At 73.1% G+C, this 22655-nt stretch carries 19 protein-coding genes; 4 read left to right on the forward strand and 15 right to left on the reverse strand.

Annotation, left to right across the window (positions count from 1 at the left end; genetic code table 11):
* Positions 1–96: 96 nt before the first annotated feature.
* Positions 97–363: a hypothetical protein gene (locus C1N80_RS11845; protein WP_137770953.1), complete on the reverse strand. Its 267-nt coding sequence runs from the start codon at positions 361–363 to the stop codon at positions 97–99.
* Positions 360–1769, reverse strand: coding sequence for a dipeptidase (locus C1N80_RS11850; RefSeq protein WP_137770954.1), 1410 nt, complete (start codon positions 1767–1769; stop codon positions 360–362). Before C1N80_RS11850 ends, C1N80_RS11845 begins: the two co-directional genes overlap by 4 nt.
* Positions 1770–1831: 62 nt before the next feature.
* On the opposite strand from C1N80_RS11850, the gene C1N80_RS11855 reads away from it, so the two are divergent.
* Positions 1832–2455: a DUF3043 domain-containing protein gene (locus tag C1N80_RS11855; RefSeq protein ID WP_137770955.1), complete on the forward strand. Its 624-nt coding sequence runs from the start codon at positions 1832–1834 to the stop codon at positions 2453–2455.
* A 122-nt stretch (positions 2456–2577) separates the two neighbouring features.
* Here C1N80_RS11855 and aspS read toward each other — a convergent pair whose 3' ends face one another.
* Entirely contained in the window at positions 2578–4398 is a 1821-nt protein-coding gene (gene aspS / locus C1N80_RS11860; RefSeq protein WP_137770956.1) for an aspartate--tRNA ligase, read from the reverse strand.
* Between the two features lie 266 nt (positions 4399–4664).
* Between aspS and C1N80_RS11865 the strand changes: the two genes are divergently transcribed.
* Positions 4665–6614: a DEAD/DEAH box helicase gene (locus C1N80_RS11865; RefSeq protein WP_137770957.1), complete on the forward strand. Its 1950-nt coding sequence runs from the start codon at positions 4665–4667 to the stop codon at positions 6612–6614.
* A gap of 116 nt (positions 6615–6730) precedes the next feature.
* On the opposite strand, the gene trxA is transcribed toward C1N80_RS11865, so the two are convergent.
* Both trxA and hisS read right to left on the reverse strand, forming a co-directional pair.
* Positions 6731–7096, reverse strand: a complete 366-nt coding sequence (trxA, locus tag C1N80_RS11870) for a thioredoxin (protein ID WP_137770958.1) — start codon at positions 7094–7096, stop codon at positions 6731–6733.
* A gap of 96 nt (positions 7097–7192) precedes the next feature.
* Positions 7193–8560 (reverse strand): histidine--tRNA ligase, encoded by a 1368-nt coding sequence (gene hisS, locus C1N80_RS11875; RefSeq protein ID WP_137770959.1) that lies wholly within the window; start codon positions 8558–8560, stop codon positions 7193–7195.
* Between the two features lie 271 nt (positions 8561–8831).
* On the opposite strand from hisS, the gene C1N80_RS11880 reads away from it, so the two are divergent.
* Together C1N80_RS11880 and C1N80_RS11885 are read left to right on the forward strand one after the other, a co-directional pair.
* The gene (locus C1N80_RS11880) at positions 8832–10508 is read left to right on the forward strand and encodes a DUF349 domain-containing protein (protein WP_305038361.1); all 1677 of its coding nucleotides are present in this window, start codon (positions 8832–8834) and stop codon (positions 10506–10508) included.
* Between the two features lie 200 nt (positions 10509–10708).
* A complete protein-coding gene (locus C1N80_RS11885; protein ID WP_137770960.1) occupies positions 10709–11341 on the forward strand; it encodes a hypothetical protein in 633 nt (210 codons plus the stop codon).
* Between the two features lie 28 nt (positions 11342–11369).
* Here C1N80_RS11885 and C1N80_RS11890 read toward each other — a convergent pair whose 3' ends face one another.
* The 10 genes from C1N80_RS11890 to C1N80_RS11935 form a co-directional block, all read right to left on the reverse strand.
* Entirely contained in the window at positions 11370–13817 is a 2448-nt protein-coding gene (locus C1N80_RS11890) for a bifunctional (p)ppGpp synthetase/guanosine-3',5'-bis(diphosphate) 3'-pyrophosphohydrolase (protein WP_137770961.1), read from the reverse strand.
* A gap of 144 nt (positions 13818–13961) precedes the next feature.
* Positions 13962–14522 carry an adenine phosphoribosyltransferase gene (locus tag C1N80_RS11895; RefSeq protein WP_137770962.1) on the reverse strand — a complete coding sequence of 187 codons (561 nt, stop codon included), beginning with the start codon at positions 14520–14522 and terminating at the stop codon, positions 13962–13964.
* A complete protein-coding gene (gene secF / locus C1N80_RS11900) occupies positions 14519–15769 on the reverse strand; it encodes a protein translocase subunit SecF (protein ID WP_137770963.1) in 1251 nt (416 codons plus the stop codon). The genes C1N80_RS11895 and secF overlap by 4 nt, the downstream gene beginning before the upstream one ends.
* On the reverse strand, positions 15766–17541 hold the full coding sequence (gene secD / locus C1N80_RS11905; RefSeq protein WP_137770964.1) for a protein translocase subunit SecD: 1776 nt from the start codon (positions 17539–17541) through the stop codon (positions 15766–15768). Before secD ends, secF begins: the two co-directional genes overlap by 4 nt.
* 48 nt (positions 17542–17589) lie before the next feature.
* The gene (yajC, locus tag C1N80_RS11910) at positions 17590–18024 is read right to left on the reverse strand and encodes a preprotein translocase subunit YajC (RefSeq protein ID WP_137770965.1); all 435 of its coding nucleotides are present in this window, start codon (positions 18022–18024) and stop codon (positions 17590–17592) included.
* A 155-nt stretch (positions 18025–18179) separates the two neighbouring features.
* On the reverse strand, positions 18180–19268 hold the full coding sequence (gene ruvB, locus C1N80_RS11915; RefSeq protein WP_168198101.1) for a Holliday junction branch migration DNA helicase RuvB: 1089 nt from the start codon (positions 19266–19268) through the stop codon (positions 18180–18182).
* Complete coding sequence (gene ruvA / locus C1N80_RS11920) at positions 19265–19885, reverse strand: Holliday junction branch migration protein RuvA (RefSeq protein WP_137770966.1); 621 nt, start codon at positions 19883–19885, stop codon at positions 19265–19267. Before ruvA ends, ruvB begins: the two co-directional genes overlap by 4 nt.
* Positions 19886–19911: 26 nt before the next feature.
* Positions 19912–20502, reverse strand: coding sequence for a crossover junction endodeoxyribonuclease RuvC (ruvC, locus tag C1N80_RS11925; RefSeq protein ID WP_137770967.1), 591 nt, complete (start codon positions 20500–20502; stop codon positions 19912–19914).
* 7 nt (positions 20503–20509) lie between these two features.
* Positions 20510–21268, reverse strand: a complete 759-nt coding sequence (locus tag C1N80_RS11930; protein ID WP_137770968.1) for a YebC/PmpR family DNA-binding transcriptional regulator — start codon at positions 21266–21268, stop codon at positions 20510–20512.
* An 87-nt stretch (positions 21269–21355) separates the two neighbouring features.
* Positions 21356–22522 (reverse strand): PrsW family intramembrane metalloprotease, encoded by a 1167-nt coding sequence (locus C1N80_RS11935; RefSeq protein WP_240811114.1) that lies wholly within the window; start codon positions 22520–22522, stop codon positions 21356–21358.
* Positions 22523–22655: the final 133 nt, after the last annotated feature.

The raw sequence follows: 22655 nt of genomic DNA on the forward strand, positions 1-22655 counted from the left end.
GTACGCCTCGGGCGCCGCGGATGGTGTGTGGCACCGCACGCGTGGACGGCCCGTCCTGCCGCTCGTGCAGGCCCTCCCCTTCCCGGGAGGATCCGGTCACCACAGCAGACCGCGGAACGCGGCGACCAGCATGATGGCGACGTAGCCGACGACCACACCGATCGCCGCTGCCCCGGCGGCCGCGCGGCTGCGCCCGCCGAGCACCGCCGAGAGCGCGGCGATCAGCACGAGCGCCACCACGACGGCTCCCCACCACCCGAGCATGTAGCCGCCGAGGAAGCCGAGCACGAGGCCCAGCCCGAGCAGCGGCACGGCCGCGGCGCTCACGGGCTCCGCACGGCGCTCCTCCTCGAGCGGGCTCATCCCTCGGCCTGCGGGAGCGAGCCCGCACCGAGGAGCAGCAGGGCCTCGGCGAGGCAGACCCGGGCGAACTCCCCCAGGTGCAGGGACTCGTCGATCCCGTGGGCGCGGGACTGCGGGTCCTCGACCCCGGTCACGAGCACGGAGGCCTGCGGGAAGACCTCGAGGAGGTCGGCGATGAAGGGGATCGATCCCCCGAGCCCGGTGTCCACCGCCTCGGTCCCCCAGGCGGCGCCGAGCGCCTGCCGGGCGAGCGCCGTCGCCGGGCTCGCGAGATCCGCGCCGTAGGGACGGCCCTGCTCGCCGGGATGCACGGTCAGCCGGGCGGTGCGCGGGGTGTGGCGCTCGAGGTGCGCCAGCAGAGCGTCCTCGGCGGCCTGCGGGTCCTGGCCCGGCGGGATGCGCAGGGAGACCTTGGCCCGGGCGACCGGGACGAGGGTGTTGGACGCCTCGCGCACGGACGGCGCGTCGATGCCGATCACCGAGAGGGCGGGCCTCGTCCACATCCGCGCCGCTATGGACCCGCGGCCGGAGAGCTCGAGCCCCTCGGGGACGCCAGCATCGCGGCGGTAGTCCTCCTCGGGCATCTCGACGGCCGGGTCCGGGGCGTGGACGAGCCCCTCGATCGCGACCTCGCCCTCGTCGTCGTGCAGCGTCGCGAGCAGCCGGGCGAGCTGTGTCGGCGCGTCCAGGACGGGGCCGCCGAAGATGCCCGAGTGCACGGCGTGCTCGAGGACGCGCACCTCCACCACCGCGTCCACGAGGCCGCGCAGGGAGGCGGTGATCGCAGGGGTGCCGACGGCCCAGTTCGCGGAGTCCGCGACGATGATCAGGTCCGCGGCGAGGGCGTCGCGGTGCGCCTCGATGAAGGGGCGGAAGGTCGGCGATCCGGCCTCCTCCTCCCCCTCGACGAAGACGGTCACGCCGATCCCCTCGGCCGCGAGCCGCTCCCCCACCAGACGCAGCGCCGTGACATGAGCCATGACGCCGGCCTTGTCGTCCGCCGCGCCGCGGCCGTAGAGCCGGTCCCCACGACGCTCGGGCGCGAAGGGCTCGCTCGACCAGGAGTCGACGTCCCCGGTGGGCTGGACGTCGTGGTGCGCGTAGAGCATGACGGTGGGGCGTCCCGGCGCGGCGGGGAGACGGCCGATCACCGCGGGCGCACCGTCCTCGACGGCCGTGATCCGCACGTCCGGGAGCCCGGCGTCCTCGAGCAGCGCGGCGACGGCGGAGGCGCTGCGCTGCACCGGCTCGCGGTCGTAGCCCGGGAAGGCGATCGAGGGGATGCGGACGAGGTCCTCGAGGTCCGCGACGGAGCGCTCGAGCATCGGCTCGAGCCGCGCTCGGAGCTCCTGGACCAGGGCGGGATCGGGAGCCGGGACGGGATGGGCGGAGGAGGTCGTGCTCATGGCTCCCACCGTACCGGCCCCCTGGGAGGCGTCCCTGGGGACGCTCCGCCTAGACTGCCGTGGTGAACTCCTCCCAGCCGCCGACCCCCGAGAGCCCCGCATCCCGCGACACGGATGCCGCGCGCACCGCCGCGAAGGGCCGCCCCACCCGCTCCCGCAAGGAGGCGGAGGCCGCCCGTCGCCGGCCTCTCGTCGTCTCCGACCGCAAGGAGGCCCGCCGCCGGGACCGCGAGCGCTCGCGGACCCGTCAGATGGAGGCCCAGCAGGCCCTCGTGACCGGTGACGAAGCGAAGATGCCGCTCCAGCACCGCGGCCCCGAGCGCCGCCGGGTGCGGGACCTGGTGGACACCCGCCACAACGTCGCCGAGTACTTCTTCCCGGTCGCGCTCGTGTTCATGATCGTCGCGCTCGTCCTGCCGCTGATCGACCAGTCGCTGTACCTCGCGATGAGCACCCTGCTCATCGCGCTGCTGTGGGGTGGTATCGCGATCTGCGTGATCGACGCGTTCTTCCTGCGCCGCCGGCTCCGTGCCGCCCTCACCGAGGAATTCGGCGAGGTGAAGCGCGGGCTCGTGGGCTACGGCATCATGCGGGCGATCCAGATCCGCCGCTTCCGCCTGCCCAAGCCCCAGGTCAAGCACGGCGGCGCGCCTGTCGAGCCGAAGAAGTCCCGCGCGAAGCGCTGAGCTCCCGCCCCGCCCGGGCCCGGTCCGTCGGGACACCGGATGCCGGGCAGGCCGACAGCACGAGGAGGGCCCCGCACCGAACGGTGCGGGGCCCTCCCTCGTCGTGGCGTCGGCTCAGGCGCTCAGGCCTCGGCGGAGCCCTGCGCGGCGCCCTCGGCGGTCGCCTGCTGCTCCTTCGCGACGGCCTTGGGCTCGGGCTTCGCATCGACCCCGGCCTCCTTGCGCTGCTGCGGCGTGATCGCCGCCGGCGCCTGGGTGAGCGGGTCGAAGCCGCCGCCGGACTTCGGGAACGCGATGACCTCGCGGATCGAGTCGGTGCCCGCGAGCAGGGCCGCGACGCGGTCCCAGCCGAAGGCGATGCCGCCGTGCGGCGGGGCGCCGAAGGCGAAGGCGTCGAGGAGGAACCCGAACTTCTCGCGGGCCTGCTCCTCGTCGATCCCCATGACGGAGAACACCCGCTCCTGCACGTCCCGCTGGTGGATGCGGATCGAGCCGCCGCCGATCTCGTTGCCGTTGCAGACGATGTCGTAGGCGTAGGCGAGGGCCTCGCCGGGCTCCTTGTCGAAGCTGTCGAGGAACTCGGGCTTCGGGGAGGTGAAGGCGTGGTGCACGGCGGTCCAGGCGCCGGAGCCCACGGCCACGTCGCCCGCGGCGACCGCGTCACCGGCCGGCTCGAACATGGGCGCGTCCATGACCCACACGAAGGAGAACGCGTCGTGGTCGATGAGGCCCAGGCGCTCGGCGATCTCGGCCCGGGCGCCGCCGAGCAGCGCGCGGGACGGCTTGGCCTCGCCCGCGGCGAAGAACACGCAGTCGCCGGGCTTCGCCCCGACCTTCTCCGCGAGCCCGGCCTTCTCCTCCTCGGAGATGTTCTTGGAGACGGGGCCGGTGAGGCTGCCGTCCTCCTGGATCAGGACGTAGGCGAGGCCGCGCGCGCCGCGCTGCTTGGCCCACTCCTGCCAGGCGTCGAGCGTGCGACGCGGCTGCGAGGCGCCGCCGGCCATGACGACCGCGCCCACGTACGGCGACTGGAACACGCGGAACGGCGTGTTCGCGAAGTACTCCGTCATCTCGACGATCTCGAGGTCGAAGCGCAGGTCCGGCTTGTCGGAGCCGTAGCGCCGCATCGACTCCTCGTAGGTGATCCGCGGGATCGGGGTGCTGACCTCGTGGCCGGCGGTCCGCCACACGTTCACGAGCAGCTGCTCGGCGAGCGCGATGACGTCCTCCTGGTCCACGAAGCTCATCTCGATGTCGAGCTGGGTGAACTCGGGCTGGCGGTCCGCTCGGAAGTCCTCGTCGCGGTAGCAGCGGGCGATCTGGAAGTACTTCTCCATGCCGGAGACCATCAGCAGCTGCTTGAACAGCTGCGGCGACTGCGGGAGCGCGTACCAGGAGCCCGGCGAGAGGCGCGCGGGGACCAGGAAGTCCCGGGCGCCCTCGGGGGTGGAGCGCGTGAGGGTCGGGGTCTCGATCTCGACGAAGCCGTCGTCCAGCAGCGTCTCGCGCGCCGCGCGGTTGATCTGCGAGCGCAGTCGCAGCGCGGCGGCGGGGCCCTGTCGGCGCAGGTCGAGGTAGCGGTAGCGCAGCCGCGCCTCCTCGCCGACCTCGGTGTGCTCGTCGAGCTGGAAGGGCAGCGGCGCGGAGGTGTTGAGCACCTCGACCTCGGTCGCGGTGACCTCGATCTCACCGGTGGGCAGCTGAGGGTTCTCGTTGCCGGCGGGGCGGCGGTCGACCGTGCCCACGACCTTGAGGACGTACTCGTTGCGCAGGTGCATCGCCTCGTCCTCGCGCACCACGACCTGGGCGACGCCGCTCGCGTCGCGCAGATCGAGGAAGGTCACTCCGCCGTGGTCACGGCGTCGGCCGATCCAACCGGTCAGGGTGACGGTCTGTCCGATGTGCTCCGTGCGGAGCTCGCCGGCGTGGTGGGTGCGCAGCACGAGGTCGTCCTTCGTTCTTCGGGGCGGCGGGAGCGGGGCTCCGCCGAGAGGTCGGCGTGCCGCGGGGGCACCGGTTCAGAGTACCGCGCAAGGTGAGCGATCTCGCCACCGCGCCCCCTGTCGCGGCGCAAGGGGCGTCCGTAGACTGAGCGGGTTCCGACCAGCGGCCGACCTGCGGCATCGCCGGTCCGTCACGGCCCCGAGCGGGCCCGCCTCCTGCGCTTCGACCTGGTGCGGGAAACCACCCACCTCCGTCGAAGGACACCATGACCGACGTCTCCCCTGCCCCTGATCACGAGGGCGCCGCCGCCTCCTCCGTCCCCGCCGAGCCCGGCACGGACGAGCAGAGCGCCGCGCAGCCCTCGGCAGAGGCACCGGCCCCGCGCAGCGAGGGCCCCACCTTCGAGGACCTCGACCTGCCGCCGGCGCTCCGCCGCGCGGTCGCCGACCTCGGCTTCGAGCGCCCCTCCCCCATCCAGGCCAAGGCCATCCCCGTGCTGCTCCAGGGTCGCGACGTCATCGGCGTCGCCCAGACCGGCACCGGCAAGACCGCCGCCTTCGGCCTCCCGCTGCTCGCCGCGGTGGATCCGTCCCTCCGCGAGGTCCAGGCCTTCGTGCTCACCCCGACCCGCGAGCTGGCCATGCAGGTGGCCGATGCCATCACCTCGTTCGCCTCTTCGATCGGCGGCCTCGAGGTCGTCGCCGTCTACGGCGGCTCCCCCTACCCGCCCCAGGAGCGCGCGCTGGCCCGCGGCGCCCAGGTCGTCGTCGGCACCCCCGGCCGCGTCATGGACCACATGCGCCGCTCGAGCCTGCGACTGGACACGGTGCGCTTCGCCGTCCTCGACGAGGCCGACGAGATGCTCCGCATGGGCTTCGCGGAGGACGTCGAGGAGATCCTGTCGAAGGCTCCCGCCTCCCGCCAGGTGGCGCTGTTCTCCGCCACCATGCCGCCCGCGATCCGCAAGGTCGCGGCCGATCACATGACCGACCCCGAGCGGATCAGCATCACCCCGCAGTCCTCGACGGTCTCGAGCGTCCACCAGACCTTCGCCGTCGTCCCCTTCCGTCACCGCACCGGAGCGCTCTCCCGCGTGCTCGCGACCTCCGACGCCGAGGCCGCGATCGTCTTCGTGCGCACCCGCGCCGCCGCCGAGGAGGTGGGCACCGAGCTCGTGGCCCGCGGTCACATCGCGGCGACCATCTCCGGCGACGTGCCGCAGAAGGACCGCGAGAAGATCGTGGAGCGCCTGCGCGACGGCTCCCTGAAGATCCTCGTCGCGACCGACGTCGCCGCCCGCGGCCTCGACGTCGAGAAGATCGGGCTCGTCGTGAACTTCGACGTGCCCCGCGAGCCCGAGGCCTACGTGCACCGCATCGGCCGCACCGGCCGCGCGGGCCGCTCCGGTGAGGCGCTGACCTTCATCGGCGGGCACGAGCGCCGCACGCTGCGCACCATCGAGAAGGCCACCAAGCAGACGCTCGAGGAGGCCGTGATCCCGTCCCCGCGGGACGTCTCGAAGCATCGCCTGGCCACCCTCCTCAAGGAGGTCCCCGCCCGCCAGGAGCGCGGACGCCTCGAGCTGTACCGCGAGCTGATCGGCGAGTTCGTCGAGAGCCAGGGCATCGACCCGCTCGAGCTGGCCGCCGTGCTGGGAGCGATGACCGTCGGCGACGCCGGCCCGGGCGCGCCGAACGAGGACGAGGAGTTCACCCAGCAGACCGGTCGCCACGACCGCGACGACCGTCGGGACGACCGTCACGGCGACCGTCGGGACGATCGCTCCGGCGGATCGCGCACCGAGCACGGCTACACCCAGTACCGCATCGGCGTGGGCCACACCCACGGGGCGAAGCCGCCGTCGATCCTCGGCACGATCACCGGTGAGGGCGGCCTGAACGGCAAGGACGTCGGCAAGATCTCGATCTTCGGCAACTTCGCGCTCGTCCAGATCAAGGGCAGCCTCTCCCCGAAGCAGATCGACGACATCAGCCGTGCGCGCATCGCCGGCCGCGAGCTTCGCATCAGCGAGGACACCGGCCCCCGCGGCGGCGGCGGCCGCGGCGGGCGCGACGATCGTCCCCGTCGTCGCTTCGACGACGACCGCCCGCGCCACCGCGACGGCGATCGTGGGGGCTACCGCGGCGGCGCCCGTCGCGAGGGCTCCTCGCGCTACGACGCGAAGCGGAGCGGCGGTCGCCGGCACGACGGCTGATCCGACGGGGCGGCGGGCGACCGCCGCCCCGTCCCGGCACGCGGGAAGGGCCCGCATCCTCACGGATGCGGGCCCTTCGTCGTGCGATCGGCGTGGCCCTGCGGGCCGGGCGCGGATCAGGAGGGCTGCTGCGCCTCGGCGTAGGCCTTGCGGACCTCCTCCATGTCCAGGTTCTTCACCTGGCCGATGAGGTCCTCGAGCGCGGCCTGGGGCAGCGCACCCGGCTGGGAGAACACGGGGATGCCCTCACGGTACGCGACCAGCGTGGGGATCGAGGTGACGCCGTAGCGCATCGCGAGCTCCTGCTGGTCCTCGGTGTCGACCTTCGCGAAGGTGACGTCCTGGTGCTCCTCCGACGCCTTGTCGAAGATGGGGGCGAAGCGCTGGCACGGCACGCACCAGCCCGCCCAGAAGTCGATGAGGACGACGCCGTCCTCGACGGTCGTGTCGTGGTTCTCGGTGGTCAGGGTGACAGTAGCCATGCTTCCTCCAACGATCTCGGTGCGGGGATCATTCCCACTGTCGCACACGGTGAGGGTGCTCACCGCCGTGTGTGACGGCGAGTACCCGGGGACGGGTCACGAGCGCGGGCGCGCGACCTCCGACGCCGGGAGGATCCGCACCGTGCGGTCCTCCTCGGGCACCTCCCAGGACCCGGCCGACGCGGTGGCCTGGTCGCCGGTGCGGATGTCCTTGACCTCGTCCTCGGCGCCGTCGGCCCCGGGGAACCAGACGAAGGGGATCCCCCGCCGGTCGGCGTAGCGGATCTGCTTGCCCAGCTTCGCGGCGGTCGGCGCCACCTCGCAGGGCACACCACGCCCGCGCAGGGTGCGGGCCACGGCCTCGCTCGCCCCGCGGGACGCCTCGTCGGAGACGGCGACGAGCACGCAGGTGGGCACCGGGCGGCTCGGCCGGGCGAGGTCCGCGGAGAGCAGCCGCGAGACGAGACGGGACAGCCCGATGGACAGGCCCACCCCCGGGTAGCTGTGGCGGTTGTCCTCCGCGAGACGGTCGTAGCGGCCGCCCGAGCAGACGGAGCCGAGCGACTCGTGGCCCTCGACGAAGCTCTCGAAGACGGTGCCGGTGTAGTAGTCGAGCCCGCGGGCGATCGAGAGGTCCGCGAGGATCACCCCGGGCACCGCCGCCTCGACGCGCTCGAGCACCGCGGTCAGCTCGGCGATGCCCTCCTCGACCATGCCCCCGGTCCCGCCGAGCGCGCGGACCCGGTCCCCGAAGGACGCGTCCCGCGAGCGGATCCCCGCGAAGGCCAGGGCGGCGTCGGCCTGCTCGGCGGTGGCCCCGGCCTCGTCGACGAGGAGGGCGCGCACGGCGTCCTCCCCGATCTTGGGCAGCTTGTCGAGGCTGCGCAGCACCGCCGTGTGGTCCTCGAAGCCGAGGGAGCGGAAGAACCCCTCGGAGAGCTTGCGGGTGTTGACGTGGATGCTGAAGGCGGGCAGCGGCAGGCGCGAGAGGATCTCCGCCATGACGATCGCGACCTCGGACTCCACGTGCGCGGGGAGGACGTCCTGCCCGATCACGTCGAGGTCGGCCTGGTAGAACTCGCGGAACCGGCCGTCCTGGGGCCGCTCCCCGCGCCACACCTTCTGGATCTGGAACCGGCGGAACGGGAAGGCGAGGTCGTTCTGGTGCTCGAGCACGTAGCGGGCGAGCGGCACCGTGAGGTCGAAGTGCAGACCGAGGGTCCGCGAGGCGTCGGCGGCGGGGTCCTCCTCCTCCGAGGCCTGCAGACGGCGCAGGAGGTAGACCTCCTTGTCGATCTCCCCCTTGCGCAGCAGCTGGTCGAGGGGCTCGACCGCGCGCGTCTCGATGCCGGAGAACCCGTGGAGCTCCGCGACCTCGCGGAACACGTCGATCACGTGCTGCTCCACCTGGCGCTCCGCGGGGAGCCATTCGGGGAAGCCGGACAGAGCGGCGATCTTCGCCATGCGGGTGCACGTCCTTCGAGGGTGAGGGGAGAGCGGGCCGGTCCATTATCCCCTCCTCGGCGCGCTGGCGTCGTCCCGTCCTCCTCGCCCGGGGCTCCGCCCGGTCGGGGCCCGGTGCGTGCGCGGGCAGGGGGCGGGGCGCACGCCTGCTCGCTGTAGAGTTCCGTGACGTGGTTCCCACCCCGCTCCGCGGGAGGGTCCCGCACCGCCCGGCCGCCCTCGTGGCGGCAGTGTCCCGCCGCGCAGCGGATCCGTTCGAAGGAGCTCCATCGTGAGCGAGTCCGAGACTCCCGTCCCCACCTCCCCCGAGCCCGAGGAGACCGCCGCGGCCGACGCCGCCGACATGGCCGCCCCCGCCGACGACGTCGCCGCCGTCGAGCCCGCCGAGGCCGCCGAGACCCCCTCCGCCCCGGCTCCGGAACCCGCCGCGGACGACGCCTCCCCGGAGGCGTCTGCGAAGGAGGCCGCCGAGCCGGCCGCCGCGGAAGCTCCCGCCGCGGATGCTCCCGAGACCGAGGCGCCTGCCGCCGCGGCTCCCGCACCCGCCCCCTCGCCGCGACCGCGTCCCGGCCGCCCCGGGCCCACGCCGGGGGGCGCGCCCTCCCCCGCCGCGCTCGCCGGGCGCAAGCCCGCCGCCCCGCTGCTGCCGGCCGCGCCCTCGGTCACCGAGTACGACGCCGCCCTCCTCGCCGAGGCGAAGACCTTCGGCTCCGTCACCGAGGACGGCACCGTCACCGTGCAGGACGGCACCCAGGTGCGCACCCTCGGCGAGGCCGGCCAGGCCCAGGGCGTCGACCCCGACACCGCGCTGGACCCGTTCGCCCGCGCCTACCTCGATCTCGTGGCCTTCCTCGATCTCACGGAGAAGAAGCTCTCCACGACCGGGCACACCCACAACGAGCTCAACCGCCTCCTCGAGAACCTGCGCAAGAACATGAAGGAGCCGCAGGTCGTGGGTGACGTCCCCGCGCTGCGGGCCCGCGCCCACGAGCTCCGCGAGAAGGCGAAGGCGCAGATCGCCGAACTCGAGAGCGCGCGCACCGCCGCCCGCCAGGAGGCGATCGCCCGACGCACCGCCTTCGTCGAGTCGATCGAGCAGCTCGTCGCCACGCCGCCCGAGCAGATCTCGTGGAAGAGCGCCGGGGAGACCATGCGCCAGATGGTCCCCACCTGGAAGCAGATGCAGAGCGAGGACGTGAACATCGACCGTCCCACCGAGGACGCCCTCTGGAAGCGGCTCTCCGCGGCGCGGTCCACCTTCGACCGCCACCGCAAGCAGTTCTTCTCGCAGCTCGACGAGCGTCACGAGGAGGCCGCGGCCGTCAAGGAGCAGCTCATCGCCCGCGCCGAGGAGATGCAGGACTCCACGGACTGGGGTCCGACGGTCCGCGCCTTCAAGGACCTCATGGCCGAGTGGCGCGCCGCCCCGCGCGGTGGGCGCAAGAAGGACGACGCCCAGTGGGCCCGGTTCAAGGCCGCGCAGGACACCTTCTTCGCCGCCCGGAACGCCGATCTCGAGGCCTCCGAGTCGGAGCAGCGCGAGAACCTCGTCGTCAAGGAGGCGCTGCTGGCCGAGGCCGAGCAGATCGACCCGACGAAGGATCTCGACAAGGCGAAGGACGCCCTGCGCTCCGTGCAGGAGCGCTGGGAGGCGGCCGGTAAGGTCCCGCGCGGCGACATGCGTCGGATCGACGACCGTCTGCGCAGCGTCGAGCGCGCCGTGAAGGACGCCGAGGAGGCCGAGTGGCGACGCACCGATCCGCGCACCAAGGCGCGCGTCGAGGGCGCCTCCTCGCAGCTGCACTCCGCGATCGCCGGCTACGAGGAGGACCTCGAGAAGGCGCGCGCGACCGGTGACCCGGCGAGGATCGCGAAGGCGGAGGCCGCCCTCGAGGCCCGCCGCGAGTGGCTCGCCGTCATCGAGCGCTCGGCCCGCGACCTCGGCTGACCGCCGCGATCACCGCTGACGAGGACGGCCCGGTCGGTCCTCCCCACGCCCCGCCCGTCCACAAGGACGGGCGGGGCGTTGCCGTGCGGCCTCCGTGCCCCCAGAGTCGGTGCATGCAGAACTCGCCGCCCGCGCCCTTCGGCCCGCCCCTGCCACCGCAGGACGACGGTCTCCCGCCTCCCTGCTCCCCCGGTCCCCGGATGCCGCCCCTGGGTCCCGCCTGCTTCGCCTGGTCCCGCCATGCGGCGGAGCTCGCGGTGCCCGTCTCCCGCGCCCTCGAGCGCTGGGAGGACACCCCCACCACCGCGCGGATGGTCGCCGACGGCTACCTCGTGAGGCTGCTGCCGGGCATCTACGTCCCGCCGGACATCGTCGGCACCGCCGTGGGTCGCGCGCTCGCCGTGGGCAGTGCGCTCGGGACGTCGCTGCGGCCCCATCACGTGCTCGCCGGCGTGACGGCCGCCTGGGTCGTGCTCGGTGGGACGGCGCCGGTCCAGGTCGAGCTCATCTCGACCGCGCACCGAGGACCGATCGCCGGGACGATCCTGCGCGGCTCCCGCGTCGCCATGGACGAGGTGGAGACCGTCGGCGGGGCGCCGCTCACGATCCCCGACCGCACCGCGATGGATCTGCTCCGCTTCTCCCCCGATGCCGAGCGGCTCGCGGCCGTGTCCCGTCTGATCGCCGCGGGGCACGCCTCACCCGAGGGGATCCGCCGCCGGCTCGAGGCGATCACCCACCATCCCGGGTCGCGCTCCGCGCAGGAGGCGATGGACCGTGCCTGCGCCCTCGTGCCGGTCACCGACGTGGGCGGGGGCACGCGCGCCGCATGAGGGCGCCCCGCACCGATCACCCCGGGGCTCAGCCGCGGGTGAGCGGCTCCCCCGCGCCCACGGGCTTGCCGTCCGCGGTGACGCGGTAGACGTCGTAGACGCCCTCCACACGTCGCACCTGAGCGAGCACGGCCTGCAGGTGGCTCGGCTCGGCGAGCTCGAAGGAGAAGAAGGTCGCCGCGAGCCGGTCCGCGTTCGACTGCGCCGAGGCGGACTGCAGGTTCACCTGCTGCTCCGAGATCACGAGCGCGAGATCGGTGAGCAGTCGGGGTCGATCCAGCGCCTCGACCTTGATGTGCACCAGGTAGGCCGTGCTGTGACGGCCGGACCAGCTGACCTCCACCATCCGATCGCCCTGCTGCTCGGTCAGCTGGATCGCGTTCGCGCACTCGCGGTGATGCACGGAGACGCCGTTCCCGCGGGTCACGAAGCCCACGATCGGGTCGCCGGGCACCGGGGCGCAGCACTTGGCGAGCTTCACCCAGAGATCCGCATGGCCCTCGACGATGACCCCCTGGTCCGTCTCCGAGGTGTGGCGCTCGGTGCGGGTGCTCGGCTTGGGCCGCACCCAGGTCGGGATCGTCGCCTCGGCGACGTCCTCCTCCGCGCCGTCGGAGCCGCCGAAGGTCGCCCGGAGCTTGTCCACGACGTTCTGCGCGCCCGTGTGCCCCTCGCCGATCGACGTGTACAGCGCATCGACGCTCTGCAGGTTGAGGTCCCCGGCGACGGCGGCGAGCGTCTCGTGGGTAAGCAGGCGCCGCATCGGCAGGTCCTGCCGGCGCAGCGCCTTGGCGAGCTCCTCCCGGCCGCGCTCGAGCGCCTCCTCGCGCCGCTCCTTCGTGAACCACTGGCGGATCTTCGAGCGCGCACGGGGCGAGGTGACGAAACCGAGCCAGTCGCGGCTGGGCCCCGCCTCGGAGGACTTCGAGGTGAACACCTCGACGACGTCGCCCGTGCTCAGCGTCGAGTCCAGGGAGACGAGCCGCCCGTTCACGCGGGCCCCGATCGTCCGGTGCCCCACCTCGGTGTGCACCGCGTACGCGAAGTCCACCGGCGTGGACCCCTGCGGGAGCGCGAGCACGTCCCCCTTCGGGGTGAAGACGTACACCTCCTGGGAGGCGATCTCGAAGCGCAGGGAGTCGAGGAACTCACCGGAGTCGGTGGTCTCCTTCTGCCAGTCCATGAGCTGGCGCAGCCAGGCGCTCTCGCTCGCAACGGGCTTCGCGGCCGCCGCGGCGCCGCCCGCCATCGCCTTGTACTTCCAGTGCGCCGCGACGCCGTACTCGGCGCGGCGGTGCATCTCCCAGGTCCGGATCTGGATCTCCACCGGCTTGCCGGTGGGCCCGATGACCGTGGTGTGCAGCGACTGGTAGAGGTTGAACTTCGGCAGCGCGATGTAGTCCTTGAAACGGCCGGGCACCGGGGACCAGCGCGCGTGCAGCGTACCGAGCACCGCGTAGCAGTCCCGCACCGAGTCCACGAGCACGCGGACGCCCACGAGGTCGTAGATGTCCGCGAAGTCCCGTCCCCGCACGATCATCTTCTGGTAGATCGAGTAGTAGTGCTTCGGGCGGCCCGTCACCTCCGCCTTGATGCGCGCCTTGCGCAGGTCCTCGTGGATCTGCGTGGACACGGTGCGCAGGTACTGCTCGCGGGCGGGGGCGTGCTGCGCGACGAGCGCCACGATCTCCTCGTACACCTTGGGGTAGAGCACCTGGAAGGAGCGGTCCTCGAGCTCCCACTTGATGGTGTTCAGGCCCAGCCGGTGCGCGAGCGGCGCATAGATCTCGAGCGTCTCCTTGGCCTTGCGCTCCGCGGAGGCGGCCGGGACGTACTTCCAGGTGCGGGCGTTGTGGAGGCGATCCGCGAGCTTGATGAGGAGCACGCGCACGTCGCGGCTCATCGCCACGATCATCTTGCGCACGGTCTCCGCCTGCGCGGCCTCGCCGTAGGTCACCTTGTCGAGCTTGGTGACGCCGTCCACGAGCACCGCGATGACGTCGCCGAAGTCGGAGCGCAGCCGGTCCAGGGGGTAGTCGGTGTCCTCCACCGTGTCGTGCAGCAGCGCTGCGGCGACGACCTCGGAGGGCGAGCCGAGCTCCGCGAGGATCGTCGCGACGGAGACCGGATGCGTGATGTACGGGTCACCGCTCTTGCGCATCTGGCCGCGGTGGGCGGCCTCGGCGACGGTGAAGGCGCGCTGGACGAGCGCGGTGTCCTCCTTGGGACTCACGGAGGCCATCGTGTCGAGCAGGGGCGCGAGCAGCGGATCGACGCTCGGACCGCCGCGACCGCCGAAGAACGACAGCCGGGAGCGGGAGCGCCGCGGGACGGAGGAGGTGCTCCGCCCGGACGGCGACGGGCTCGACGGGGAGGAGGCCGCGCTCGTCCCCGGCCCTCCCGAGCGGGTCGCGCTGGCGCCGCCGTCGACCTCGGGGGGCACGGACGTCCCGTCCTGCGGTGATCTGTCCTGCATCGCGCGCCTCCTGACCGTGGCCCGTCAGTCTACGCGCGGGTCATCGTGCCGATGACCGTCGTCCGCCCCGGTCGCCGGGCCGGCCCGCCGCGGGTGCCCGTCCGGGGCCTCCGCGGGCTCCCGGCCGGGGCCGACCGGGAGCGGTCAGTCGGGGATCGACCAGACGGTCGTGACGGGGACGTCGGCGGGCAGCTTCTCGCGACCGCCGAGGCCCTCGAGCTCGATCAGGAAGGACGCCCCCACGAGCTCGACGCCGAAGCTCCGGGTGAGCTCGATCGTGGCCGCCGCCGTGCCGCCGGTGGCGAGCAGGTCGTCGACCACCAGGGTGCGCGCCCCGGCCGGGAGCGAGCCCTCAGGGATCTGCACCTCGGCGCTGCCGTACTCGAGGTCGTAGCGGAGGCTCGCCGGTGACCCGGGGAGCTTGCCGGCCTTGCGCACGGGGATGAAGCCCGCGCCCAGCTCGAAGGCGAGGGGGGCGCCGAGCACGAAGCCTCGCGCCTCGGTGCCCACCACGTACTCCACGCCCTCGGGGATCATCGCCCGCCAGTGCGCGATGATCTCGCGGAAGGCACCGGCGTCCCGCAGGAGCGGGGTGATGTCGCGGAACAGGACCCCCGGGGCCGGGAAGTCGGGGTACTCGTCGATCCGGGTCGCGAGGATCTCCGCGAGCCGCGCGGATCCGGGGGCGTCCTGGTGGGTGCTCATCGCTGTCCTCGTCGGGAGTGGGATCGGCCGCTGCGGGTGCTGCGGCGGGGCTGCACACGGCGGGCGGGGGCGGCGCTCGGGGACGACCCGTCGTCCTCGGAGACCGGCGTGGCGTCACCCGGCGAGGCAGGGTCCTCGGACGTGTGCTCGCTGACCGTGTCCTCGCCGTCGGCAGTCTCGTCGTCGGGAGCCTCGTCGGTCCCCTCCTCGATGCCGGGGCCGACCTCGGTCCCGTCGGCCGTCGCCCGCTGCTCGGCGGCACGGCGCTCGGCGAGCGTCGTGCGGCGCTCCGGGGCGACGGGCTCGCGCGGCGAGCGGGAGGTGAGCCGGTGGAGGTCCACGAGCAGCCCCGGGGCGAGGAAGACGGAGGAGTAGGTGCCCACGAGGATGCCCACGAACAGGGCGAGCGAGATGTCCTTGAGGGTGCCGGCTCCCAGCACGAAGGCGCCGATCACAAGGATCGAGCCGACGGGCAGCAGCGCGACCACGGACGTGTTCAGCGAGCGCACGAGGGTCTGGTTCGCGGCGAGCTCCACCCGGTCGGCGTAGTCGGGTCCGTTGAGCACCCGCATCCCCGCGGTGTTCTCGCGCACCTTGTCGAAGACGACGATCGTGTCGTAGAGCGAGTAGCCGAGGATCGTCAGGAAGCCGATCACCGTGCTCGGCGTGATCTCGAAGCCCACCACCCCGTACACGGCCGCGGTGAGCAGCATGTCGTGGATCAGGGCGATCATCGCGGCGCCGGAGGCCCGCAGGTCCCGGAAGTACAGGGCCATGCCGATCGCGACGAGGACCAGGAACACGAGGATGCCGCGGAGCATCTTCTGCGTGATGTCCTGGCTCCAGACCGGGCCGATGTACGAGGTCGAGACCGCGGAGGACTCCACGTCGTAGCCCGCGGCGAGGTCGGCGGCGAGCGAGGAGGTCTCCGACGAGTCCAGCTGCTCGGTCTGCACGCGCACCGTGCTCCCGCCGAGCACCGTCACCTTCGGCTCGGAGTCCGGCACGTGCTCGCGCACGATGTCGCGGGCGGCGGTCTGCGAGGTGTCCTGGACCCCCGAGATCTGGAACTCGGAGCCGCCGGTGAACTCGATCCCGAGATTGGGGCCGCGCAGCACGGCGAGCGTGCCGAGCAGGAGCACCGCGGCGACGCTGATCAGGTACCACAGGCGGCGGCGCCGCACGATCGGCGCGGAGCGGGTGCCGTCGTGGAGGGAGTTGCCCAGCTGGGCCAGGGTCGCGCTCATCGCTCGTCCTCCTGCTCGGTCGCGCCGGACTCCTCGGCGGACTCGCGCGCGAGCCGCGCCTTCCGCTCGGCGATCGTCTCGCGCCGCTCCTCGGCGTCCCGGAGGCGGCCGCGCCCCGCATAGGCGGGCACGGAGCGTCCCAGCACCGCGGGGTCCAGCCCGCTCATCGGATGCCCCTTGCCGAAGAAGCGCGTGCGGGCGAGTGCCTGCAGCACCGGATGGGTGAAGAGGAAGACGACCACGAGGTCCAGCACGGTCGTCACGCCCAGCACGAAGGCGAAGCCGCGCACGCCGCCCGTGGAGAGCACGTACAGCACCACGGCCGCCACGAGGTTGACGGCGTCGGAGGCGAGGATGGTGCGCCGGGCACGGTCCCAGCCGTGATCGACGGCCGCGACGATCCCGCGGCCCTCACGGATCTCGTCACGGACGCGCTCGAAGTAGACGATGAACGAGTCCGCGGTGAAGGCGATCGCGACGATCAGGCCGGCGACGCCCGCGAGGGAGAGGCGGTACCCGATCTCCGGGAGGTTCGAGAGCACAGTGAGCACCGCGTAGGTGAGCACCGCCATGATCGCGAGGCTCGAGGTGGTGACGATGGCGAGCACGCGGTACTGCAGGAAGGCGTAGAGCACGACGAGCGCGAGACCGATCAGGCCGGCGATGAGGCCCATCGTCAGCTGGTCGGCGCCGAGCGTCGCGGAGATCTGCTGCTCCGAGGCGACGTCGAGCTGGATCGGGAGCGCGCCGAACTTCAGCTGGTCGGCGAGCTGGGACGCCTGGTCCTGGGTGAAGTTGCCCGAGATCGAGGCCTCGCCGCCCGGGGACGGCTCCTCGACCGTGGGCGCGGAGATCACGAGGCCGTCGAGCACGATCGCGAAGGCGCTCGTCGCGCCCTGGCCGTTGTACAGCGCGGAGGTCATGTCCGCGAAGTCCTGGCCGACGGCGTCCGTGAAGCGCATGTTCACGAGGTAGTAGCCGGTCGCCTGGCCGGTCGAGCTGGTCTCCGCGCCGACGCTCGCGTCCTCGACCGCCGAGCCGGGGACGACTTCGGGGCCCAGCAGGTACTTCGCGGAGCCGTCCGGTGCGCACGCCACGATCGGCTCGTCGGACTTCGCCTGGGCGATCCGCTCCTGCTGCGCGGAGGGATCGGTGCAGTCGACGGCGCCGAGCTCGGCCTGGACGTCCGCGTCGAGCTGGTCGAGGGACCAGGCGGCGGGCTCACCGGAATCGGTGCCGGCCTGGTCCGCGAGGGTCTGGTCCGAGGAGAGCGCCCCGGTGAACTGCCCCTGCGCGGGGTCCGCGGGAGCGCTCGAGGTCTCCCCCGTGCCGCTGTCGCCTCCGGCGTCGGAGGCACCGCCGCCGTCGGAGGGCAGGGCGCTGCCGTCCCCCTCGGGGGCGACCGCGCCGAGCACCGGTCGGAAGGCCATGGCGGCCGTCTGCCGCAGGGCGTCGGACGTCGCCTGGTCCAGCGTGCCCGGCACGTCGATGACGATGTTCGTGCCGCCCTGCACGGAGATCTCGGTCTCCGCGACGCCCATGGCGTTCACGCGCTGGCTGATGATCTGCCGCGCCTGCTCCATGGCGTCGCGGTCGATCGTCGAGCCGTCGGTGGTCTGGGCCTGCAGGATGATCTGCGTGCCGCCCTCGAGGTCGAGGGCGAGCTTGGGGGCGGCGTTCCAGCCGCCCCACTGCACCCCGGCGCCGATCCCACCGCCGAGCAGCAGGATCAGCACCGCGAGCGCCGTGAGGGCTATGCGACGAACGGGCATGGAGCGGGGTTCCTCGGTGTGCGGCGGGAGCCGGGGCGCGGGGGCGCCTCAGGCGTCGCGACGGCCGTCGGTGGTGGTGTCGGTGTCCCGGGCGGTGACGCCGGGGACGGTGCCGTCCTCGACGGGCTCGACGGGCTCGACGGGCGCGTCGGAGGCGGTGTCCGCGTCGGTCGCGGTCCCCTCGACGACGGCGTCGTCGTCCTCGGCGGCGGCGGCGGAGTCCTCGGTCGGCGCGACGGCCCCGGCGATCGCCTGGCGGGCCCACTTGGTCTGGGCGCCGTTCTCGGACTCGAGGATCACGACGTCGTCGAACTCCTCGACGATCAGCCCGTAGAAGCCGGAATGGGTGCGGACCTCGTCGCCGACGCCGAGCTGGGCGACCTTCGCCTGCTGCTCGCGCTGGGCCTTGCGCTGACGGCTGGACATGAACATCAGCGGCACGAGCATGACGGCGAAGATGAGCAGGAGGGGCAGGAGATCCACGAAGATCCTCTCGACGGACCGGGCAGCCCGCGCACGTGACGCGGCTCCACCGGCCGCGGACGGCTGACCGGACCACTGTACCCGCCGCTCCCTCCGAGTCCGGTGGGAGTCCCACCCTCAGGACCCCCGCTCCCGTGCCCCGAGGCGGGCGCGGCTCAGAACCTGCCGAGCATGGGGGCAGCGCCGGAGCCGCCCTGCGGCGCCTCGAGCCCGAGGTGCTCCCAGGCGGCCGTCGCCGCGGCCCGGCCCCGGGGGGTCCGCACGAGGAACCCCTCCCGCACGAGGTACGGCTCGACCATGGTCTCCACGGTCTCCGTCTCCTCGCCCACCGCGACGGCGAGGGTGGACAGCCCCACCGGTCCCCCGGCGAAGCGTCGGCACAGGGCGCTGAGCACCGCACGGTCCAGGCGGTCCAGGCCCCGTTCGTCCACCTCGTACATGGCGAGCGCGGAGCGGGCGGCCTCCAGGTCCAGGTCCCCCGTGCCGCGCACCTGCGCCCAGTCGCGCACCCGGCGCAGGAGCCGGTTCGCGATGCGGGGCGTGCCGCGGGAGCGGGAGGCGATCTCCGCGGCGGCGCCGCCCTCGATGTCCACGCCGAGCTCGCCCGCGCTGCGGAGCACCACGCGGTGCAGCTCCTCGGCGCGGTAGTAGTCCAGGTGCCCGACGACGCCGAAGCGGTCGCGCAGCGGTGCCGGCAGCAACCCCGCGCGGGTCGTCGCCCCGACCACCGTGAACGGCGGCAGCTCGAGCGGGATCGAGGTCGCCCCGACGCCCTTGCCGACCATCACGTCGACGCGGAAGTCCTCCATCGCGATGTAGAGCATCTCCTCGGCGGGGCGTGCGAGGCGGTGGATCTCGTCGATGAACAGCACCTCGCCCTCCTCGAGGGAGGAGAGGATCGCGGCGAGGTCCCCCGCGTGCTGGACGGCCGGCCCCGAGGTGATCCGCAGCGGGGCGCCGAGCTCCGCGGCGATGATCATCGCGAGGGTGGTCTTGCCGAGGCCGGGAGGGCCCGAGAGGAGCATGTGCTCCGGGGCGCGACCGCGCGCCTGTGCCGCGTCCAGGACGAGGGAGAGCTGCTCCCGCACGACCTCCTGCCCCACGAAGTCCGCGAGCCGGCGCGGCCGGAGGGCCGCCTCGGCCGCCCGCTCGAGGGCGCCGGAGGTCGCGCTCGTGAGCGCGACGCCGTCCTCCGCGGGGACGTCGGCGGTCGCGTCGATCCCGTCCGCACCCTCCGCCGTCACCGGGCACCGCCGAGCGACTGGAGGGCGGTGCGCAGCAGGGACGCGGGCTCGAGCTCCGTCTCCTCGCCGGCCTCGGCACGCAGGCGCTCCACGGCCCCGGCGGCGGACTTCTCCGGCCAGCCCAGTCCCACGAGCGCCTCGACGACCTGGGCGTCCACGGCGGCGGACGCGGCGGGGGCCGGCGCGCCGACGGGTGCGCCGCCCTCGGGCTCCGCGGGGAGGGCGAGCTTGCCGCCGAGCTCGAGGATCATGCGGCTGGCGACCTTGGGGCCGATGCCCGGTGTGCGGGTGATGCTCTTGACGTCCTGCTCCGCGACGGCGCGGGCGAGGTCGTCCGGGGAGAGCACGGCGAGCACGGACAGCGCGAGACGGGGGCCGATGCCGCTCACGGACTGCACGACGCGGAAGGCGTCGGCGTCCTGCGCGGACGGGAAGCCGAAGAGCGTCATCGAGTCCTCGCGGACCACGAGCTCGGTGTGCAGTGTGAGCTCGGCGCCGTGGCCGGTCTGCGCGAGGGCGGCGGGCGTGGTGCGGACGAGGTAGCCCACACCATGGACGTCGAGCACGAGGGATTCCAGGCCGATCGAGGCCACGGTCCCGGTCAGGGTTGCGATCACGCGACCACCTTAGAACAGCTGTTCGATCAGAAGCGGGAGGTCGAGGTGTCCCGGGCGCGCCGCGCGGCGCGCTCCGCCTCCGCCCACACGGACTGGGCGCTCGTGCGCGCCCCGCCGCTCGCGTCGCGGCGCACCGGTCCCGGCCCGCGCCACAGCTGGGTGAGCGCGATCGCGACGGCGTCCGCGGCGTCCGCCGGCTGCGGCGCGGCGTCCAGCCGCAGCAGCTTCACGAGCATGGCCTGGATCTGCTTCTTGTCCGCCCGCCCGCTGCCGGTGACGGCGGCCTTCACCTCGGAGGGCGTGTGCAGGGCGATGCGGATGCCGCGCTGGGCGGCGAGCACGATCGCGACCCCCGTGACCTGCGCCGTGCTCATCACCGTCGGGGTGTTCGCCTGGGCGAAGACCCGCTCGATGGCGACGACGTCCGGGGCGTGCTCCTCGATCTTGGCCTCGAGCCCGCGGGAGATCGCGAGCAGGCGCACGTCGATCGTGTCCTCCGGGGAGGTCCGCACGACCCCCACGTCCACGAGGGAGGCGCTGCGGCCGGAGCCCGCGTCGATCACTCCGTAGCCGCAGCGCGTGAGCCCGGGGTCCACACCGAGGACGCGCAGGCTCATCTCGCGATCAGTCCTCCGCGTCGAGCTGCGCGGCGACATCCTCGGGGATGTCGACGTTGGAGTAGACGTTCTGGACGTCGTCGCTGTCCTCGAGCGCGTCGATGAGGCGGAACACCTTCTGCGCTCCCTCGAGGTCCACGGGGGTGCGGAGGTTCGGCACGAACTGCGCCTCGGCACTGTCGTAGTCGACGCCGGCCTCCTGGAGCGCCGTGCGCACCGCGACCACGTCGCTCGCCTCCGAGAGGATCTCGAAGGTCTCGCCCTCGTCGGTGATCTCCTCGGCGCCCGCGTCCAGGACGATCTCGAGCAGGGAGTCCTCCGTGTTGCCCTCCTTGGGCACCGTGACGACGCCCTTGCGGTTGAACATGTAGGACACCGAGCCGGAGTCCGCCATGTTGCCGCCGTTGCGGGTGAAGGCGAGACGCACCTCGGAGACCGCACGGTTCTTGTTGTCCGTGAGGCACTCGACGAGCAGGGCGACGCCGCCGGGGGCGTAGCCCTCGTACATGAGCGTCTGGTAGTCGACGCCGCCGCCGTCGAGCCCGCCGCCGCGCTTGACGGCGCGGTCGATGTTGTCGTTGGGGACGGAGGACTTCTTCGCCTTCTGGACGGCGTCGAAGAGCGTGGGGTTGCCGGCCAGGTCGGGACCGCCCACACGCGCGGCGACCTCGATGTTCTTGATCAGCTTGGCGAAAAGCTTGCCGCGCTTCGCATCGATGGCAGCCTTCTTGTGCTTCGTGGTCGCCCACTTGGAGTGCCCGGACATCGGTCCCCTCTCGAAGGAATCAGCGAGTTCCCGCGCACGGTGAGCCGAGCGCGTGCGGACCCGCGGGAGGTGCGGACCGCCGCACCATCATACGGGCACGGGGGCGGAGGTCCCCGCGCCGCGCACCACCGGCCGCTCGAGGGCGGAGACCTGGCGGCGGTCCACGGTGATCCGCTCGAGCAGCTCGCGCTCGCGCCGGCGTGTGCGCTCGGTGGGACGGCCCTGGAGCACGCCGTGGCGCTCCATGCCCAGCTCGACGGAGGCGAGGATGAGATCGTGCATCGCCATCCGGGCGACGGCGCCGTGGCGCGCGGCCCAGCGCTCGGCGCGGGCGCGGCCCCTCATGGAGATGAGCACCTCGACCTCCGCCGGCGAGAACCAGCCGGCGCGGCCGTACTCGGAGAGCTGGCGGCGCAGGATCCGCTTCTCCCGCAGCCGCAGGAAGAGCACGATCGCGACGAGCAGCAGGAAGATCGGGACCTGCACGGTCAGGTAGTAGCGCAGGAAGCCGGCGAGCGGGTGCTCGGGATCCGGCTCGAGGAAGAAGCTCGAGCCGTTCCAGAGCGCGTGCAGGGACATGCCCAGCGAGAGGCCGCCCAGGCCGAGCCCGAAGTACAGCATGAGCGAGCGGCGCTCGGCCGCGATGCCGAGGCCCAGCCCGCACAGGGCCGTGAAGGAGGCATGGGCGAAGGGGGAGAGCAGCCCGCGCAGGAGGAAGGTCTGCCAGAAGACGTCGACGGTGCCGGCGGCCTGCGCCTCGTGGAAGGAGCGGCCGAAGTAGAGGATGTTCTCGGTGAACGCGAAGCCCGCGGCGATGAGCACGGCGTAGACGACGCCGTCGATCGGCCCGCCCAGGAAGCGCCGACCCCAGATCAGCAGCGCCGCGAGGCCCAGGGCCTTCATCGACTCCTCGACGAGCGGCGCCTGCACGGCGGCGCCGAGGAAGCTCTCGGTCACGGATCCCGGCTCCGCCTCCGGCAGGGCCAGCTCCGTGAAGACGCCGCCGATGACGAAGGTCAGCGCCACCGAGCCGGCAGCGCCCCAGACGAAGGCGTACACGAGCGTGATCCGCGGCTGGGGCGTGTACCGGTCCACCCACCACACGGCGGTGAGCACGATCGAGACCGGCACGAGCGCCGAGGTGAACGCGACCAGGGAGGTCCCGAGCCCGAGCGGGCGGATGACGAAGAACCAGACGGCCGCACCGGTGGCGGCGAGCCCCAGCAGGGAGAGGATCCAGTAGAGGCGCTGCACCCAAGCACGGCGCGGTCGACGCTCCTGGCCCCGGGGCTCGCTGAGGCGGCCCGGCCCCTGGGGGTCGACCCGCTGGACGTCGTATCCGTACCCGTCCGACGGCCCCACCGTCGCGGTGCCGGGACCGGCGGGG

This window comes from Brachybacterium sp. SGAir0954, assembly GCF_005490785.1.
Taxonomy (GTDB): Bacteria; Actinomycetota; Actinomycetes; order Actinomycetales; family Dermabacteraceae; genus Brachybacterium; species Brachybacterium rhamnosum.